The sequence below is a fragment of the Streptomyces sp. NPDC002853 genome (genome assembly GCF_053591915.1).
This window is the reverse complement of the sequence record NZ_JBSFUS010000007.1, coordinates 473,843-491,358: the sequence shown is the minus strand read 5'-3', so window position 1 is coordinate 491,358 and position 17,516 is coordinate 473,843. Positions and strand designations below refer to the sequence as shown.

Here is a 17,516-nt window from a genome sequence, read left to right as displayed (position 1 = left end):
CCTCCCTTCAGGACTGGTCAGAGCGCCGGGTCCGAGGCCGAATCCGTCAGGAGATCGGACTCGACCCGGTCAAGTGCCTTGCGTACGGCGCCGATCGCGACGCCTTGTTCGCCGAGCGTGCTCAGCGCGATGCGCGGGACGTGCAGGGTCAGCGGGCGCAGCCGGTCCTCGATGAGCGGCACGAGATGGCCGCCGAGCGGGGTCGCGCCGCCGGTGAGCACCACGAGCTCCGGGTCGACGGCGAGGGCGAGGGCGGCGATGCCGGGCGTGATGCGGTCGGCGAAGTCCGCGACGGCCGCGAGAGCGCGGGGGTCTCCGGTGTCCGCGGCGCGGGCGAGCGCGGCCACCTCGGACTCGCCGGAGCGCCGGTCGCCCTTCCAGCCGAGCGCGTCCTGTGCGGTGTTCATGCCGAGCAGCGGCAGCAGGCCGAGCTCGCCCGCGCCGCCCCGCCTGCCCCGGTGCAGTCGCCCGCCGATGGTGAGGCTGCACGCCACGCGGTGACCGGTCAGGACGCAGACGACGTCGTGCGCGAGGGTGGCGGCGCCCTGCCAGCGCTCGGCGAGGACGGCGAGGTTCACGTCGTTCTCGACGAGAGTGTGCCCCGCCTCCCCGTCGGCGAGGAGCCGACCGAGGTCGACGCCGGACCATTCGGGTATCACGTGGGAGGTGATGGTGCCGCCCGCGTCGACGACGCCGGGTACGCCCACGCAGCGGGCGAGGATGTCGTCGCGCCGCACGGAGTGCGCGTCCAGGAAGGCTTCGAGGCCCCTGCGCAGGAGGTCGAGCCGCTGGGCTCCGCCCAGCTCCGGGTCGATGTCGTCGCGCCGCACGGCGAGCACGGTGCCCCCGAGGTCGGCGAGGAGCAGCACCATCTTGTGCAGGCCGATGTCGGCGCCCACGACGCGGCCCGCCTCCACGCGGAACCGGAACCGCCGGGCGGGGCGTCCCGGCGTGCGCTCGCTCTCGTCGCGCTCGGCCTCCCCCGCCCAGCCGTGCGCGGTCAGTTCCTCGACGGCGGATTCCACGGTGGGCCGGGAGAGCCCGGTGCCGGCGGCGAGTTCCGCGAGTGTCTGGGGGCTGCGGCGGTGCAGGGCACGCAGCACGACGGTGGTGTTCAGCCGGCGCAGCGAGGCGAGATCGTGCCCCCGTGTCCCGTTCCGCAACACTTCTTCACCTCATGTCGAGGCCGGGGCAGCCCTGTTGACCATTGGGTCAACCGCTTGCCCCGGAGATTAGGGAGGAGACTTGCATATCTCTGGCCGCCGGGGAACCCCCTCCGCGAAGCCGGATGCACGCCTCACCTGGCTCCCCGGGCTCGCCGTGGACGAGTAGACGGCGCGGGATGTCGGACATCGCCCCGCGCCCCGGGAGTTGAGGGCAAGCTGGGTGCGGGCCCCCGGCAACGGCGCCGCACCCATGGGGCAGGATGACGCTCGCGCCGGACCACGAACACGCGTCCGGTGCGCCCGCACAACCTGGAGAATGAACTGATGGAGCGAGCGCTCACATGGCACGACCTGATCACCGCCGGTATCGCGGTGGCCGTCGGCATCGCGGCGGGTCTGCTGCTGCGGATGACCCTGCGGTGGCTGGGCGAACGGGCCAGCAGGACCCGGTGGAGCGGCGATGACGTCATCGTCGACGCCGTGCGCACGCTGGTCCCCTGCGCGGCGATAACCGCGGGGGCGGCCGTCGCGGCCGCCGCCCTTCCGCTCACCCCGAGGACCGGCCACAACGTCTCGATGACGCTGACCGCCCTCCTCGTCCTGGCCGGGACCCTGACGGCGGCCCGCGTGGTCACCCGCCTGGTGAAGTCCCTCGCGCAGTCCCGGTCGGGCGTCGCGGGCTCGGCGACGATCTTCGTCAACATCACCCGTGTCGTCGTGCTCGCGATGGGTTTCCTCGTCGTCCTGCAGACGCTCGGCGTCTCCATCGCCCCGCTGCTCACGGCGCTCGGCGTGGGCGGCCTCGCGGTGGCCCTTGCCCTCCAGGACACCCTGGCCAACCTCTTCGCGGGCGTACACATCCTGGCCGCCAAGACGGTGCAGCCGGGTGACTACATCAAGCTCAGCAGCGGCGAGGAGGGTTACGTCGTCGACATCAACTGGCGCAACACGGTGGTGCGTCAGCTGTCGAACAACCTCGTCATCATCCCCAACGCTCAGCTCGCGGGCACCAACATGACCAACTTCAGCCGCCCCGAGCAGGACCTGTCCATCATGGTCCAGGTCGGCGTCAGCTACGACAGTGACCTGGAGCAGGTCGAGCGCGTCACGACCGAGGTCGTGGAGAGCGTCATGAAGGATGTCGACGGCGCCCTTCCGGAGCATGAACCGGCCGTGCGTTTCCACACGTTCGGCGACTCCAGGATCAGCTTCACGGTGATCCTGGGCGTGGGCGAGTTCAGCGACCAGTACCGCATCAAGCACGAGTTCATCAAGCAGCTGCACCAGCGCTACCGCGCCGAGGGCATCCGGGTTCCCGCCCCGGTCAGGACGGTGAACGTACAGCAGGGCGAGCTGCCGCCGGGCCTGATCCCGCACCAGCGCGAGGCCACGGCGCCGACGACGAAGCCGGTGCCGTAGCGCGAACGACCCGACGACCAAGAGCGCCGCCACGCGCGAGAGGAGCCATCAGCCACCCGTTTGACAGACTCGGCGCGCCCAGATCATGATTCCATTAATTGTTTAATGGAATCGAGAGAGGCGCGCGTGGACATGACCCTTGCCGACCCCACCGAGGCCGCCGGCCCCCTGAGCGCGACCGCGCTCGAGGCTCGCGGCCTGGGCAAGCGCTACCGCCGCGGCTGGGCGCTGCGCGACTGCTCCTTCCGGCTGCCCGCCGGGCGGATCTGCGGTCTCGTCGGCCCCAACGGCGCGGGAAAGAGCACCCTGTTGGGGCTCGCGACCCGCCTGGTGGCCCCGACCGAGGGCGAACTGCGCATCTTCGGCGTGCCGGTGGACGACCCGGCCGCGATGCCCCGCTTCGCCTTCCTCTCCCAGGACAAGCCGCTGTTCAAGCGGTTCACCGTGGCCGAGACACTGCGCATGGGCAGCGAACTCAACCCCGGCTGGGACATGGCGGCCGCCGAGCGGATCGTGCGCTCCGGCAACGTCCCGATGGACGCCAAGGTCGGCACGCTCTCCGGTGGTCAGCGCACCCGCGTGGCCTTCGCGCTCGCCTTCGGCAAGCGGCCCGATCTGCTGCTGCTCGACGAGCCCATGGCGGACCTCGACCCGCTGGCCAGGGACGAGATGAGCTCCCTGCTGATGTCGGAGGCCGTCGAGCGCGGCACGACCGTGCTGATGTCCTCCCACATGCTCTCCGAGCTGGAGGACATGTGCGACTACCTCGTGGTCGTCGCGGACGGCCGGCTCAGGATGGCGGGCGACACCGATGAGCTGGTCCCGGCCCACGCCCTGGTGACCGGGCTCGCCCCCGACGGCACACCGCCCGCGGATCTCGCCCCGCACACGGTCGTCGAATTCCGGGCCCAAGGACGCCAGTTCCGCGCACTCGTCCGCCCCCACGGGCCGCTGGCCCCCGACTGGGAGGTGTCCGAGCCGAGCCTGGAGGAAGTCCTGCTCGCCCATCTCCGTTCGCCGGACGCGGAGCCGCTGTTCACGCACGACGCACGTATCGAGGCCGAGGGGACCGCCGCCGCATGAGCACCACCCTGACCGAGCAGCCGCGCACGGAGCGGTCCGCCGTGAAGCCGGGTCTGCTGCACGGGCTCACCTGGCTCGTCCTGCGCCAGCACCGCACCACGACGTGGATCGTCGTCGCCCTGGTCGTGCTCGGCTCGGCCGCGATCATCTACGAGCGCGGTCAGCTTGCAGACATGCTCGCCGGGATGGGCTGGCCCGGCAAGAACGTCAACCTGACGCAGGCCCCGGAGAGGTTTCAGTACATCGCCGAAGCCCTCGGCGCCCTGCCCATCGTCCTCGGTGTCTTCATCGGCGCCCCGCTGATCGCAAGCGACCAGGAGCACGGCACCGCGCACCTGGTCACCACGCAGTCGGTGCAGCGCCGCCGCTGGCTCGCGGCCAAGCTGACCTGGTGCCTCGCGCTCGTCCTGGTGGCCACCCTCGTGCTAGCCACGCTGTTCTTCTGGTGGTGGGAGCCCTACCGCGACCCCCTCCTCGCGGAATGGCTCTCGGGATCGGTGTTCGACAACACGGGCCCCATGCTCGCGGCACTCTCCCTCTTCACCACCATCAGCGGCATCGCGATCGGCATGCTGCTGCGCCGGGTGCTGCCCGCCATGCTGGCCACCTTCTTCTTCGCCGTGGTCGTCCAGGTGGCCTGGGGCGAGTTCCGCGACCGCCTCGCCACCCCGCGCACGATCACCTGGCCGCTGAACGGCGACACGCCGAACTTCCTCGACAGCGGCAGCGCCGTGGAGGCGGACCGCTGGATCAGCACCGCGGACGGGCAGCTCTACGGCTGGGGCACATGCGCCGAACCGACCGAGAAGGCCACCAACGCCTGCATCAAGGAGCACGGCATCGTCAACAACGTGGTCGAGTACTTCGGCTACGACCAGATGCCGGGCATGCAGTGGACCGGCGCCGCGATCCTGCTCGGCGCGACCGCCGCCGTGGCGGTGTTCGTCCTGTGGTGGGCCTCGCGGCGGCCCCTCTAGGACGCCGGGGACGGCGCGAACGTAAAGTGTCCGCAAACGAGCAGAGAGTGGGGACAGTGGTCGAATTCCGCATCGACCGGCGCAGCGGTGTGGCCACGTACCTCCAGATCGTGCGCCAGGTCGAACAGGCGCTGCGCATGGGCGCGTTGGTGGAGGGCGACCGGCTGCCCACGGCGGCCCAGGTCGCCGCGGCCACCAAGGTGAACCCGAACACGACGCTCAAGGCGTACCGCGAGCTGGAGCGCGCGGGCCTCGCCGAGGTCCGCCAGGGGGCCGGCACGTTCATCACCCGCTCGCTCGCCCGCCCCCAGGCGGGTCCTGACTCGCCGCTGCAGAGCTCCCTGGCGCAGTGGATGGAGCAGGCGCGGTCCGCGGGGCTCACGGCGCAGGACGTCACGGCGCTGTTCGAGGCGGTGCGCGCGGCCACCTTCCAGGGGGACGCGGTCGGCTGAGCCGGGTGTCACGGGGCCGCCCTCGACAAACCCCATAAGCAACCGCTTAGTATCGGGTGTGCGGGGCCCCCTGCCCCGGGATCGGTCCCGCCGTCACCCCATGGAGAAACCGCATGTCATCCCTGCTCCTGTCCCGTCGTGACCTCGACTTCCTGCTGTACGAGTGGCTCGACGTGCCCGCGCTCACCGGCCGGGAGCGGTACGCGGACCACTCCCGCGAGACCTTCGACGCCGCACTCGAACTGAGCGAGCAGATCGCCACGCGGCACTTCGCCCCGCACAACAAGAAGAACGACGCCCAGGAGCCCACCTTCGACGGGGAGCGGGTGCACATCATCCCCGAGGTGAAGGAGGCCCTGCGGGTCTTCGGGGACTCGGGGCTCCTGGCCAGTGCCATGGACCACGAGATCGGCGGCGGGCAGCTGCCCGCCGTGGTGGCGCAGGCGTGCTTCGCGTGGTTCCAGGCGGCGAACGTCGGCACGGCCGCGTATCCCTTCCTGACCATGGGCAACGCCAATCTGCTCCTCGCGCACGCGTCCAAGGAGCAGATCGACACCTTCGTGCGCCCCATGGTGGAGGGCCGCTTCCTGGGGACGATGTGCCTGTCGGAGCCGCAGGCGGGTTCGTCGCTCGCCGATGTGCGGACCCGGGCCGAGGAGCAGGAGGACGGGACGTACCGCCTCTTCGGGAACAAGATGTGGATCTCCGGCGGCGAGCACGAGCTCTCGGAGAACATCGTGCATCTGGTGCTCGCCCGCATCCCGGGCGGCCCGCCCGGCGTGAAGGGGCTCTCGCTGTTCATCGTGCCCAAGGTGCTCGTCGGCGACGGCGGGTCGCTCGGCGAGCGCAACGACGTGGTGCTCGCGGGTCTCAACCACAAGATGGGCTACCGAGGGACCACGAACACCCTGCTGAACTTCGGCGAGGGCGCCCACTGTCCCGGCGGCGAGCCCGGCGCGGTCGGCCACCTCATCGGTGAGGCCAACCGCGGTCTCGCGTACATGTTCCACATGATGAACGAGGCCCGGATCGGTGTGGGCCTCGGCGCCACCGCGCTCGGCTACACCGGCTACCTGCACGCCCTTGACTACGCGCGCACCCGCCCGCAGGGCCGTCCGCTCGCGGCGAAGGACCCCGCGTCGGCGCAGGTCCCGATCATCGAGCACGCCGACGTACGCAAGATGCTCCTCGCCCAGAAGGCTTACGTGGAGGGCGCGTTGGCGCTCAACCTGTACTGCGGGCGGCTGCTGGACGAGCAGAACACCGGCACATCGCCGCAGACGCGCGACGAGGCCAAGCTGCTGCTCGACGTGCTCACGCCCATCGCCAAGAGCTGGCCGTCGCAGTGGTGCCTGGAGGCCAACAACCTGGCGATCCAGGTGCACGGCGGCTACGGCTACACGCGCGAGTACAACGTCGAGCAGTTCTACCGTGACAACCGCCTCAACCCCATCCACGAGGGCACGCACGGCATCCACGGCCTCGATCTGCTCGGCCGCAAGGTGATCATGGACGGCGGCAGCGGCCTTCGGCTGCTCGTCGAGCGGATCTCGCGGACCTCCGCCCGTGCCGCCGCCGCGGGCGGCTCCGCGTCCGGGTACGGACGGGCGCTCGACGCGGCCGCGGCGCGTGCCGTGGAGGTGACCCAGCGGCTCTGGTCGACCGGTGACCCGCAGACGGCGCTCGCCAACGCGAGCGTCTACCTCGAAGCGGTCGGGCATGTGGTCGTCGCCTGGATGTGGCTGGAGCAGCTGCTCGCGGCCGAGTCGGGCACCGAGGACTTCCACGCCGGCAAGCGCGCCGCCTGCCGTTACTTCTTCCGCCATGAACTGCCGAAGACGGAGGCCCAGTTCACGCTCCTGGAGAGCCTGGACCGGACCGCGCTCGAACTCGACGAGAACGCCTTCTGACCCAGAAGTAGAGGAACACCGAGCACACCGCCGCGAACGCGCACCACGTGGAGATGTACTCGCGACGCCACAGCAGCACGCACACCGCCGCCCCGACGGCGACCAGGACGCCGAAGAGGACCAGGCCGCGGTCGCCGGAGAGGAGCAGGGAGCCGATGGTGGCGATGAGGTATCCGGCGATGATCAGCTCGGGCCGTGGCAGGCCGAGCGCGTACCCGACCGTGTGGCCGCGGATGTCGGCCGTCACGGTGCGGGTCGCCAGGTAGTAGGAGAGCGCCGCCGCCGTCGCCACGCCCGCCGCGAGGGGGAGCAGCAGACGGCGGCGGGCACTCGGCGGGGCCGCGCACAGCACCGCCACGGGCAGCCACAGCGCCAGCAGCGGCATGGCGATCACGGCCCACGCGACGGTGGCCCACCCGGTGCCGCCGTCGTTCCGCCAGACCTCGGACTCGATGATCTGGTGTGCGCCGAGCAGCAGCGGCAGCGCGGCGATCGGCAGATCGCGCGGTCGGCCACCGCGAGCCGCGCGGGCCACGCAGGCGACCCCCACGGCGGCCACACCCACGCCCGCCACGAGATCGGCCGTCGCGCTCCAGCACATGGACCCCACGCTACGACCGCCGCCACAGCGGGGCGCGGCGGGCGGTCCACCGGGGTTACCCGAGGTCGCGCCGGTCGGGCTCGATGTTCTGGTTCAAGCGGAAGACGTTGTCCGGGTCGTACGCGGCCTTGACCCGCGACAGGCGTGCGTAGTTGTCGCGATAGCTGGCCCGGACGCGTTCCTGCCCCTCCTCCATCATCATGTTCACGTAGGCGCCGCCCGCCGAGTACGGGTGCAGTGCGTCGAAGTAGTCGACCGTCCAGCGCTTGATGAGGTCGGCGTTGCCCGGGTCCGGGTCCACTCCCGCGTAGACGCAGGCCCAGCGGGCACCGCGATAGCTCCAGGCCGTGTCCGCCGTGCCGTGGTCGTGGGCGGCGCCGTCGATGGGGTACAGGTGCATCGTCGACTTCATCGTCGGCACCTCGGGGCCGAACTTGGCGTGCAGGGCGACGGCGTCGTCCGGGATCTCGTCGACGAAGTCCGCGCGCCAGTACCACTGGTCGCCGGGCGGGTAGAGCCCGTCGAACATGGACTGCAGCACGGGGTGCGGCATCGGGGCCACGGCGTGCAGGAGCGGGTCGGGCAGCGCGTCGAGCAGCGGCGCCATGGCGTGGGCAGCCGCCTCGGGGTCCTCGATGGTGTGGCACCACACGACACCGCAGATCTTGCGCAGATGGAGGGTCTCGGGGAAGGGCGGGGCCGGCGGCACGGTGCCGTACATGAAGAAGCCGTTCACCTCGCGCGGCGCTCGGGGCAGGAAGTCCCGATAGGCGGCGAGCACCTCGGCACCCCGTTCCGCGGGCCAGAAGGTGGGGCCCGCGACGACCGTGCTCAGCTCGTGCAGCCGGAAGAGGAACGAGGTGACGACGCCGAAGTTGCCGCCGCCCCCGCGAATCGCCCAGTACAGATCCGTGTTCTCGTCGGCACTCGCCCGCACCTGACGGCCGTCGGCCAGGACGAGGTCCGCCTCCAGGACGTTGTCGACGCTCAGCCCGAACCTGCGGGTGAGGTGCCCGAGGCCGCCGCCGAGGGTGAGCCCGCCGACCCCGGTGGAGGAGATGATGCCGCTCGGCGTGGCCAGGCCGTGCTCGTGCGTGGCGCGATCCACCTCGCTCCACACGCAGCCGCCGCCGACCCGCACGGTGCGGTTCGGCGCGTCGACCTCGACCGACTTGAGCGGTGACAGATCGGCGACCACGCCGCCTTCGACGGTGCCGAGTCCCGCGCCGTGGTGGCCGCCGCCACGGACCGCGAGCGGCAGGCCGTGCGCGCGGGCGAAACCGATGACCCGGGACACGTCGTCGGCGTCGGCGCAGCGGGCGACGAGCGCGGGGCGCTTGTCGGCCATCGCGTTGTAGACGGCACGTGCCGCGTCGTACCCGGCGTCGTCCGGACCCTTCAACTCACCCTTGAACCCTGCCAGTTCGCGGCGCGCTGCCTGTGCGGGCGTGATGGACATGAGCTCCCCCGTTGGTTCGGCGTGTCCGATCCGCCCGTTCTAGTACCGTCCGCCACCCGCCGATATCCGTGCCCACCACCTAGCTCCCGCCCGGCGATTACCTACTTTTCGCGGCCGATCTCCATCCCGAGCTGCGCGGCGCGGGCGGCGACCTCGCGCCGGGTGCGGGCGCCGAGCTTCTCCAGGACCGCACGGACGTGGTTGTCGACCGTGCGCACGGACAGGAAGAGCCGCTCGGCGATCTCGATGTTGGTGAGCCCCTCCGTCAGGAGCCGTCCGACCTGGAGCTGACGTCCGGTGAGGCCCGCCGGGTTGCGCCGGGTCGCCGCGTGCGGGCCGCGCGGGATCCGGGCGACGCCCAGGTCGCGCAGGTCGGCGCGGACGATCCGGGCCAGGGGTTCGGCGCCCAGGGCGTCGAGGCCGGCGAGCGCGGTGAGCTTGTCCGCCGGGTCGGGGCTCTCCGCCAGGGCTGCCGCGTGCTCGTAGGGGCAGCCCGCGGCCCGCCACGCCTCGGCCGCCCGGCGCCACTGCCCGGCGGCCTGCAACGCGTACGGGTGATCGGAGCCGTCCGCGTGAGCGGGGTGCCCCGCCTTGCTGAGCCAGTAACCCAGTTCGGCGCGGTAGGGCGTCGCGGCCAGGCCGCGCGCCTGCGCGTACAGGGGGCCGACGGCGTCGAGCACGGCCGCGTGGTCACCGCGCAGCCAGGCGGCCTCCGCCCGTGCCGCGGCGACCGGGCCCGTGCGCTGGAGCTCCCGGGTCCGCTCGGCGACCTCCCAGGCCCGCCCGAGCAGTGCGTCGCCGCCTTCCGCGCCGCGCCGGATGCGTACGCGTGCCAGGACGGTCAGGGCGGGGCAGCGCGCGGGCGGGAACTCGTAGGCGTCGCCGGACTCGGCGTGCTTCTCCGCCTCGTCCCACCTCCCGGCGGCGAACTGCCGCAGCGCCAGCTCCACTTGGAGGTACCGGAGGAACCCGAGGTGCTCCGTGCGGTCCGCGAATTCCATGGCGGGGGCCAGGAAGTGGTCGGCCTCCGCGAAGCGGAGGTTCTCCAGGAGGGTCCAGATGACGTTGGCATAGGCGCGGCAGGCGTGTTCGGCCTCGCCCGCCTTCAGCGCGACCGCCAGGCTCTCCTCCAGCTGCGGCCTGCCCAGCGGATCGCCGCCGCGCCAGCGGGCGGTGCCCACGTTGTTCAGGGCGTGCGAGAGGATCGCCGCGTCGTCGGTGCGCCGGGCCAGGGTGATGGCGCGCTCGCCGTAGCCGATGGCCTCGGCGTAGCGGTCGGAGAGCATGCGCAGCTGGGAGGTGTTGCTGAGCGCCAGCGCCAACAGCCGTTCGTCACCGGCCTGTTCCAGTACGTCGATGGCTTCCCTTGCGGCCTCCTGCGCGGCGTCCGCGTCGCCCGCCCACCAGTGGATCCGCGACAGCCAGCGCAGATCGGCGCCGAGTGCCCGCAGGTCGCCCAGGGAGCGCCGCAGGGCGACGGCTTCCCGCTGGGCGCCGACGGCGGCGGGCGAATCGGCGATGGTGTAGCTCTCCACCGCGAACCGCTCCAGGAGGTCGGCGAGTTCGGCCGGTCCGTAGCGGTTCCGCTGCCGCAGGACGAGCCGTAGCTGGGCGGCGGCCTCGCGGTGCGCGCCGGTGCGGGCCGCGTCCCTCGCCGCGTCGGGGCCGTAGCGCGCGATGGCGTCCTGGTCGCCCGCCCGGGCGGCGTGGTGCACGATGCGGGAGGAGTCGGCGCCGGGCTGCGCGACCAAGACGGCGAGCACGTTCCGGTCGAGCTCGATGCGCCGTGCCGCGGGCAGCGAGTCGGCGATGGCGCGCCGGATGATCTCGTGCCGGAACATCACGCGCTCGGGGGTCACGACGAGCAGGCCGCGCCGTTCCGCCGAGGTCAACTGGCCGACCCCGCCCGGCAGCAGCGCGTCGGCCAGGGTGCGCTCGGCCGCCGAGGGGACCACCGCGAGCTGTTCGAGGGCGTCGCGTGCGGCGTCGTCGAGGCCGCGCAGCCGGGCCAGGACGGCGTCGACCACCGTCGGGGGCACGTCCCCGGTGCCGCCCGCCGCGACGACCTCGGCGACGTAGAAGGGGTTGCCCGACGTCACGGCGTACACCTGCGCGGGGTCGAGGCGGCTCACCGCGCTCAGCGTGCGCACGGCGTCGCGGGAGAGCCGGGGCAGGGGCACGCGGTGCACGCGGGCCGCTCTCGACACCTGGCCCAGGAGGTGCCGCAGCGGGTGTTCACGGCCCAGCTCGTCGTCGCGGAAGGTCAGCACGAGGACCGCGGGCATCCGGTCCACCCGGCGTACCAGGAACCGCAGCGCGTCGAGGGATGCCTCATCCGCCCAGTGCACGTCCTCTACGACAAGGACGGTCGGATGCGGCGGGTCACCCAGCTCGGCCCGCAGCGCGTCGTACACCCGGTGCCGGTCGCCGCCCTCGGTGACCGCCTGCGCCAGCTCGGTGCGGACACTGCCGACGAGATCACGGAAGGGGCCGAGCGGCCGCCGGGTCGCGAGGTCGTCGCACTGTCCGACCAGCACCCTGGCCTGCGCGGACAGCGCACCCGGCAGGGCGTTCACGAGGCTCGACTTGCCGATGCCGGCCTCTCCGAAGACGAGCGCCACCGAGCCCGCTCCGCCCCCCGCTTGTCGTACGGCGGCGGTCAGTCGGGCCAGCTCACGATCCCGCTCCAGGATCCCCCCGTCCACCCGGAAATTCTCCCACGCGGCCACCCCGTTGCCGTCGCCCGTACGGAGACCCGCCGCCCCGGGGCCGCCGCGTCTCGTACCGGGCGGACAGAACGGAGGGCCCTCCGGCAAGCGACATGAGTAAAGCGCGTACGCTTACGTCATCGATCACAGGAGATCGCTCTCCCCCCTCGTTCCCTGCCAGGAGGACACATGACCTCGGCGTCACAGACCGCGCGCACTCCCCAGACCCTCGACCGCCCCTTCGGTGTCGGCAGCCTCACGCTGCCCAACCGCATCGTGATGGCCCCCATGACCAGGGAGTTCTCGCCGGGCGGCGTACCGGGCGCGGACGTCGCGGAGTACTACGCGCGTCGCGCCGCCGCCGGGGTCGGCCTGATCATCACCGAGGGCACGTACGTCGATCACCCCTCGGCCGGCACGAGCGACCGGGTCCCGCGCTTCTACGGCGATGACGCCCTCGAAGGCTGGCGCAAGGTGGTCGACGCGGTGCACGGCGCGGGCGGGAAGATCATTCCGCAGCTCTGGCACGTCGGCATCACGCGCGACGAGGGCAAGGGCCCGGTGCCGTCCGCTCCCGCGGCGGGCCCCTCCGGGATCGACCTGGACGGGCAGCCCAAGGGCAGCTCGCTGACCGCCGACGACCTCGACGACGTGATCCGCGCGTTCGCCGACGCCGCGGCAGCCGCCGAGCGCATCGGGTTCGACGGCATCGAACTGCACGGCGCCCACGGCTACTTGCTCGACCAGTTCCTCTGGGAGCGCACCAACCGCCGTACGGACGGCTACGGCGGTGACATCGAGGCCCGCACCCGTTTCGCCGCGGAGATCGTCGCGGCCGTACGCGCCGCCGTCTCGCCCGACTTCCCCGTCTTCTTCCGCCTCTCGCAGTGGAAGGCCGGCAGCTACGACGCGCAGCTCGCCCAGTCCCCCGAGGAGCTGGAGCGCCTGCTCACCCCGCTGGTGAACGCGGGCGTCGACGTCCTGCACGCCTCCACCCGCCGCTACTGGGAGCCCGAGTTCGAGGGCAGCGACCTCAACCTGGCCGGCTGGGTCAAGAAGGTGTCCGGAGTGCCGGTGGTCACCGTGGGCTCGGTCGGCCTCGACCAGGTGTTCATCGGTTCGCAGGGCTGGGCGGCACCGTCCGCCTCGACCGGCATCGAGCCGCTCATCGACCGCCTGGAGCGGGACGAGTTCGACCTGGTCGCGGTGGGGCGCGCCCTCATCGCCGATCCGGAGTGGGCGGCCAAGGCCCTGGAGGACCGGCTCGGTGACGCGCTGCCCTTCGACAAGTCGCTCCTCAAGAGCCTGGTCTGAGCGAACCTGACCGAGCCTGAGCGACGGCCACCCACGGCGACAGCAGTTAATCCCATACGATGCTGTCGCCCCCGGTCGCGTACGATATGCGCATGACCTGGCCTGCCACCGAGCGCTACTTCCCCACCGCCGTTCCCGGCGGCCTGGGGCTCGTGCAGGACATCCTGAACACCGCGCCGACCGGCCACGCCCCCGAGGCCGATCTCCTCGGGGACGTGGCCGCCGCGCAGGCCTGGGTGTCCGTCGCGCTCCCCACCTGGGCCGAGCGAACGGGGCGCACGGCAGTGCGGCTCGCCCTCACCGAAGAGGATCTGCCCAAGCTGCGGCAGCTGCGCGAACAACTGCGCCGCGCCCTGCTGTCCCGGTGCGGCACGACGAGCGGCGAGACCGCCCGCTTCACCTCGTGCGCCCTCCAGGTGAACCTGCACGGCGACGCCGCCCTGACCACCGAACCCGAGGGCGAGGGCTGGCGCTGGCTGACGTCCGCCGTGCTGTGCGAGGCGCTGCTCGCCCAGACCACCGGAGAGTGGCGCCGCCTGAAGATCTGCCGCAACGAACGCTGCGCCACGGCGTTCTACGACCGCTCCCGCAACAACAGCGGCGTCTGGCACTCCACGCGCGACTGCGGCAACGCCGCCAACCTGCGGGCCTCGCGCCAACGCCGCCGCGCGGGCGCGCAGCCTGAGCCGGCGCATGAGCCCGCGCCGGACGGTCAGGCGTAGGACCACCGGGGCCCGGCGACCGCCGCGAGCCTCAACTGCCGTACTCCACCAGGCTGGTGGACGTCACGACCCGGCGCGCCGGGACCGCCGCCAGTTTCCTGCCCGGGTCGGGTTCCCTCCCCCGCATCCGGTCGGCGAGGAGCCTGCCCGCCGCCCGGCCGATCTCGTCGCTGTCGTACGCGACGAGGGTGAGCGGCAGCCCGAGCGCGTCGGCCAGTTCGAAGTCGTCGAAGCCCGCGAGCGCGGTGTCGGTGCCGGACGCGCGCAGGGCGCGGAACGCGCCGATCGTGTTGCGGTTGTTGGAGCAGAACAGCGCGGTGGGCGGCTCCGGCAGCGCGAGGAGTTCGGCCGCGGCACGCCGGGCTTCGCGCGGCTCGGTCTGTCCTTGCCGTACGTAGTCCTCGTCGAAGCGGATGCCGTGTGCGGCGAGTGCCGCCGCGTACCCGCGCAGGCGCTCGGTGCCGGTGTAGACGGCGGGCGGCGAGCCGAGGAAGCCGATCCGGCGGTGGCCGCGGGTGATCAGCCGGGCGGTGGCGGCGCGGGCCCCGCCGAAGTCGTCGACCAGGACGCAGTCCGCCTCGAAACCTTCGGGCGGCCTGCTGGCGAGCACCACGGGCACGCCGTCGGCGGCCGCGGCGGCGAGATGGCGCTGGTCGGACGCGGCGGGGACGGCGATGATGCCGTCGACGCGACGGGCCACCAGATCGGCGACGAGCTCGCGTTCGGCGTCCAGGTCCTGGCCGGTGTTCCCGATGACCGTCTTGAGGCCGTCGCCCGCGATGACGGAGTCGACGCCGAGGGCGAACCGCGAGTAGAAGGGGTTGGCCAGGTTCGTGACGACGAGTCCGACCAGGCCCGTGCCGCGTCCCAGGCGCAGGCTGCGGGCCACTTCGTTGGGCCGGTAGCCGAGTTCGGCCGCCGCGACGCGGATGCGTTCACGGGTGGCCGGGAGCACGCGCGGGTCGTCGCGCAGGGCTCTGGAGGCGGTCATCGCGCTGACTCCCACCCGCTCGGCGACATCGCGCAGCGTGGGGGGACCGTCCATCGGGGGACGCGGTTCGGGCATCGTCATGTGTGTCCTTTCCCGGGGATCGCCTCACCTCCCGGCAGCCCCCACATACTCGGCCGCCCCGATCAGCGCCGCGTCCGCGCCCAGCGTGCCGGGGCGCGGTACCACCGGAGTATCCCCGAGGCCGGTGCGCAGGGCCGGGCCGAGCAGGTCCCAGGACAGCGCCATGGAGCCGCCGACGACGACCGCCGAGGCGCCGAAGTCACGTACGCACGGGGCCAGGACAGTACCCAGGGCGGCAAGGGCTTCGTCAAGGACCTGCGCGGCCCGCTGTTCGCCCTCGCGCGCACGCTCGGCGATGTCCCGCACGTCGGTGCCGCGTTCGCCGCCGTAGCGGGCAAGGATCGCGCGCCGCGAGACGGTGTGCTCCAGCGGTGCGCCGGACCAGCGCAGCAGGTCGAGGCGGCCCTCGGGCGGCACCCCCGGCCCTTCCCCGCACAGGACGCCGTCCACGAGGAACGCCGACCCCACCCCCGTTCCCAGGGTGACCCCCACGCAGCGCCGATGGCCGGCCACGGCTCCCGCGCTCCACTCCCCCAGCACGAACGCGTGCGCGTCGTTGAGGAACACCACGTCAGCGGGCCTGGGCCACACGCCGTCGAGCAGCACCGAGCGCACGTCGATGCCGTACAGGTCGTCGAACTTCCCCACACCTTCGAAGCGGGCGATCCCCTTCTCGTGGTCGAAGGGTCCCGGTACGGCGGCGCCCCACACCTGCCCGGCGGGCACCTCCAGGTCCCCGGCACAGCGCACGACCGTGCCGAGTACGTGCTCGGCGTCGCCCCGCGCGTCGAGCGGTCGCCGGACGCTGCGGCTCACCCGCGTGCGCAGGGAATCCACCAAGGCGGCGGTGACATGGGTGCCGCCGATCTCCAGGACGGCTCTCACGGGTGCCCCGCGCCGGCGGCGCCCGCGGCCCGGCGGTCCCGCACGAGTGCCTTCACCACCTTCGCCGGGCCGTCCCGCGCCTCCAGGCGGTAGCCGCCGACTGCCGCGGGTACCGTCAGCGTCTCCGCGTACGCCAGGGTGTGCCGCCGGCCCGCCGAGGTCAGCACGGTGACCGCGTGCCCCTCCACCACGTTCAGGACGTGGAACCGTCCCGCCGTGTCGTCCGCGGCGACGGCGTCCGCGTCGAGCGTGTAGCGCCGCACCTCGTAGAACATCTCGTCCAGGGCACCGAGCAGCTCCTCGCGCCAGCCGTCCCCGCGCCGCAGGACGTACGGCTCCGGCACGAGATCGCGTGTCACGGCGTCGCCGCGCCGCCGGGTCTCCAGGTTGGTCAGGCCGTGTTCGTAGGGCAGGGGGCGAGGGTTGCCGTCGGCGTCCGGGCGCAGCCAGTCGTAGAAGCGCAAGCTGTAGAGGTAGGGGGTCGCGCTGATCTCCAGGACGAGGTTTCCGGCGCCACTGGCGTGCGGGGTGCCTGCCGGGATCATGAAGAGCCTGCCCTGTTCCGCGGGGAACGTCATGACGTGGTCCGCGGGGTCCATCGGCACCCCGTCGTGCGCCGCTTCCTCGATCTCCTTGCGGAGGAGGCCGATGTCGGCGTCCTCGCGCAGGCCGAGAAAGACGCGGGTGTCCGTGCTGCCGAGCGTCATGTAGTACGTCTCGTGCTGGGTGTAGTGCCAGCCGAACCGCTCCCGCATGTACGGCTCCTTGGGGTGGCAGTGCACCGACAGGTTGCCGCCGCCCACGGTGTCCAGATAGTCGAAGCGGATCGGGAAGGACGTGCCGAAGCGGGCGTGCGCCTCCGGCCCGAGCACCTCATCGGGGTGCAGGACGCACAGCAGCTGGAAGGGGACCTCCGCCTGCGCTTCGGGACCGTCCCCGATGAGGATGCCCGCCTCCGGGGCGATGAGTTCGTAGCCGAGTGCGGTGTTGCGTGCGCCGGGGTTGAAGCCGAGCGCACGCTGCCCCCAATGCCCGCCCCAGGGAGTCGAGTTGAAGAACGGCCTGGTGCGCACGGGGCGCCGCGCGAGCTCCGCGTAGCTGGCCCGCAGCCCCTCCCCGTCGACGAACACGGGTCGCCCGGGGTCCTGCACGTCCAGCCAGCCGTCCAGCTGCCCGGCGAGCGCGTCACGGTGGCGGTCCAGCATCGGCCAGTCCACGAAGAAGAGCCGCTTCAACTCGGCACGCTCGCCGTGCAGTCCGAGGTTGCTCCCCTCCCCGGCCGCCACCGCGGACTCCGCGTACCGCTTGGGCAGGTCGGCGTACCAGAGCACGTCGTGCAGGACCAGCGAGGCACCTGGCCCGTACACGAGCAGCAGGCCCTCCGGGTCGCCGTCGTCCTGCGGGAGTTCGTCGAACAGGTCGGTGAGGGGGTTCTCGGCGAGCTTGCAGTAGTAAGGGTCGTCGGCGTCCGGTGCGCTCATGGTGCGGCGGCACACCTCGGCCGGGGGCGCGTAGCGCGTGCGGATGTCGAGGGTGCGTACGGGCAGGGGGCATGCGGCGGTGAGCCGCGCCGCGAGGTTCTCCCAGTCGGCGGCGGGTGGCCCTTCGACGGCCACGATCGTTGGCTCGGAGGGGAGTTGTGCGGCCACGGCCTCCCAGCCGACGGTCAGTACGGTCCCCGGTGCCGGGGGATAACGCGGGTCGAGCCGGTACACGCATGCTCCTTCGTGCGGGGGTTCTTCGTCGGG

General features: G+C 72.3%; 14 protein-coding genes. 7 read left to right on the top strand and 7 right to left on the bottom strand.

What is annotated here, in order from left to right; genetic code table 11:
* Positions 1–17 precede the first annotated feature (17 nt).
* Complete coding sequence (locus ACWD02_RS21725) at positions 18–1,163, bottom strand: ROK family protein (protein ID WP_451213137.1); 1,146 nt, start codon at positions 1,161–1,163, stop codon at positions 18–20.
* Between the two features lie 327 nt (positions 1,164–1,490).
* Here ACWD02_RS21725 and ACWD02_RS21720 point away from each other — a divergent pair, with 327 nt between their 5' ends.
* The 5 genes from ACWD02_RS21720 (at position 1,491) to ACWD02_RS21700 (ending at position 7,007) form a co-directional block, all read left to right on the top strand.
* Complete coding sequence (locus tag ACWD02_RS21720; protein WP_451213134.1) at positions 1,491–2,585, top strand: mechanosensitive ion channel family protein; 1,095 nt, start codon at positions 1,491–1,493, stop codon at positions 2,583–2,585.
* A gap of 132 nt (positions 2,586–2,717) precedes the next feature.
* Positions 2,718–3,668: an ABC transporter ATP-binding protein gene (locus ACWD02_RS21715; protein ID WP_451213389.1), complete on the top strand. Its 951-nt coding sequence runs from the start codon at positions 2,718–2,720 to the stop codon at positions 3,666–3,668.
* The gene (locus ACWD02_RS21710; RefSeq protein WP_451213131.1) at positions 3,665–4,645 is read left to right on the top strand and encodes an ABC transporter permease subunit; all 981 of its coding nucleotides are present in this window, start codon (positions 3,665–3,667) and stop codon (positions 4,643–4,645) included. Before ACWD02_RS21715 ends, ACWD02_RS21710 begins: the two co-directional genes overlap by 4 nt.
* 47 nt (positions 4,646–4,692) lie before the next feature.
* Positions 4,693–5,097: a GntR family transcriptional regulator gene (locus ACWD02_RS21705; protein ID WP_451213128.1), complete on the top strand. Its 405-nt coding sequence runs from the start codon at positions 4,693–4,695 to the stop codon at positions 5,095–5,097.
* Positions 5,098–5,210: 113 nt separating this feature from the next.
* Positions 5,211–7,007, top strand: coding sequence for an acyl-CoA dehydrogenase (locus ACWD02_RS21700; protein ID WP_451213125.1), 1,797 nt, complete (start codon positions 5,211–5,213; stop codon positions 7,005–7,007).
* Here the strand turns inward: ACWD02_RS21700 and ACWD02_RS21695 are convergent.
* The 3 genes from ACWD02_RS21695 to ACWD02_RS21685 all read right to left on the bottom strand — a co-directional run bounded on the left by ACWD02_RS21695 (position 6,949) and on the right by ACWD02_RS21685 (position 11,772).
* Complete coding sequence (locus tag ACWD02_RS21695; RefSeq protein WP_451213123.1) at positions 6,949–7,608, bottom strand: DUF6629 family protein; 660 nt, start codon at positions 7,606–7,608, stop codon at positions 6,949–6,951. The genes ACWD02_RS21700 and ACWD02_RS21695 overlap by 59 nt on opposite strands.
* Before the next feature lie 55 nt (positions 7,609–7,663).
* Positions 7,664–9,067: an FAD-binding oxidoreductase gene (locus ACWD02_RS21690; protein WP_451213120.1), complete on the bottom strand. Its 1,404-nt coding sequence runs from the start codon at positions 9,065–9,067 to the stop codon at positions 7,664–7,666.
* A 101-nt stretch (positions 9,068–9,168) separates the two neighbouring features.
* On the bottom strand, positions 9,169–11,772 hold the full coding sequence (locus tag ACWD02_RS21685; protein ID WP_451213117.1) for a helix-turn-helix transcriptional regulator: 2,604 nt from the start codon (positions 11,770–11,772) through the stop codon (positions 9,169–9,171).
* Positions 11,773–11,964: 192 nt separating this feature from the next.
* Between ACWD02_RS21685 and ACWD02_RS21680 the strand changes: the two genes are divergently transcribed.
* Complete coding sequence (locus ACWD02_RS21680) at positions 11,965–13,089, top strand: NADH:flavin oxidoreductase (protein ID WP_451213114.1); 1,125 nt, start codon at positions 11,965–11,967, stop codon at positions 13,087–13,089.
* A 92-nt stretch (positions 13,090–13,181) separates the two neighbouring features.
* A complete protein-coding gene (locus ACWD02_RS21675) occupies positions 13,182–13,811 on the top strand; it encodes a CGNR zinc finger domain-containing protein (RefSeq protein ID WP_451213111.1) in 630 nt (209 codons plus the stop codon).
* A 31-nt stretch (positions 13,812–13,842) separates the two neighbouring features.
* On the opposite strand, the gene ACWD02_RS21670 is transcribed toward ACWD02_RS21675, so the two are convergent.
* From ACWD02_RS21670 to ACWD02_RS21660, 3 genes are read right to left on the bottom strand one after another with little or no spacing between them, the layout of a single operon-like run.
* Positions 13,843–14,877 (bottom strand): LacI family DNA-binding transcriptional regulator, encoded by a 1,035-nt coding sequence (locus ACWD02_RS21670; RefSeq protein WP_451213386.1) that lies wholly within the window; start codon positions 14,875–14,877, stop codon positions 13,843–13,845.
* A 30-nt stretch (positions 14,878–14,907) separates the two neighbouring features.
* A complete protein-coding gene (locus tag ACWD02_RS21665) occupies positions 14,908–15,768 on the bottom strand; it encodes an ROK family protein (RefSeq protein ID WP_451213108.1) in 861 nt (286 codons plus the stop codon).
* Positions 15,765–17,483, bottom strand: a complete 1,719-nt coding sequence (locus ACWD02_RS21660; protein ID WP_451213105.1) for a class I mannose-6-phosphate isomerase — start codon at positions 17,481–17,483, stop codon at positions 15,765–15,767. The genes ACWD02_RS21665 and ACWD02_RS21660 overlap by 4 nt, the downstream gene beginning before the upstream one ends.
* Between the last annotated feature and the right edge of the window lie 33 nt (positions 17,484–17,516).

Excerpts from the sequence above, each read along its gene's own strand:
- ACWD02_RS21720 (WP_451213134.1), top strand. The coding sequence starts at position 1,491 with ATGGAGCGAGCGCTCACATGGCACGACCTGATCACCGCCGGTATCGCG.
- ACWD02_RS21715 (WP_451213389.1), top strand. The coding sequence starts at position 2,718 with ATGACCCTTGCCGACCCCACCGAGGCCGCCGGCCCCCTGAGCGCGACC.
- ACWD02_RS21710 (WP_451213131.1), top strand. The coding sequence starts at position 3,665 with ATGAGCACCACCCTGACCGAGCAGCCGCGCACGGAGCGGTCCGCCGTG.
- ACWD02_RS21700 (WP_451213125.1), top strand. The coding sequence starts at position 5,211 with ATGTCATCCCTGCTCCTGTCCCGTCGTGACCTCGACTTCCTGCTGTAC.
- ACWD02_RS21695 (WP_451213123.1), bottom strand. The coding sequence starts at position 7,608 with ATGTGCTGGAGCGCGACGGCCGATCTCGTGGCGGGCGTGGGTGTGGCC.
- ACWD02_RS21690 (WP_451213120.1), bottom strand. The coding sequence starts at position 9,067 with ATGTCCATCACGCCCGCACAGGCAGCGCGCCGCGAACTGGCAGGGTTC.
- ACWD02_RS21680 (WP_451213114.1), top strand. The coding sequence starts at position 11,965 with ATGACCTCGGCGTCACAGACCGCGCGCACTCCCCAGACCCTCGACCGC.
- ACWD02_RS21675 (WP_451213111.1), top strand. The coding sequence starts at position 13,182 with ATGACCTGGCCTGCCACCGAGCGCTACTTCCCCACCGCCGTTCCCGGC.
- ACWD02_RS21670 (WP_451213386.1), bottom strand. The coding sequence starts at position 14,877 with ATGCCCGAACCGCGTCCCCCGATGGACGGTCCCCCCACGCTGCGCGAT.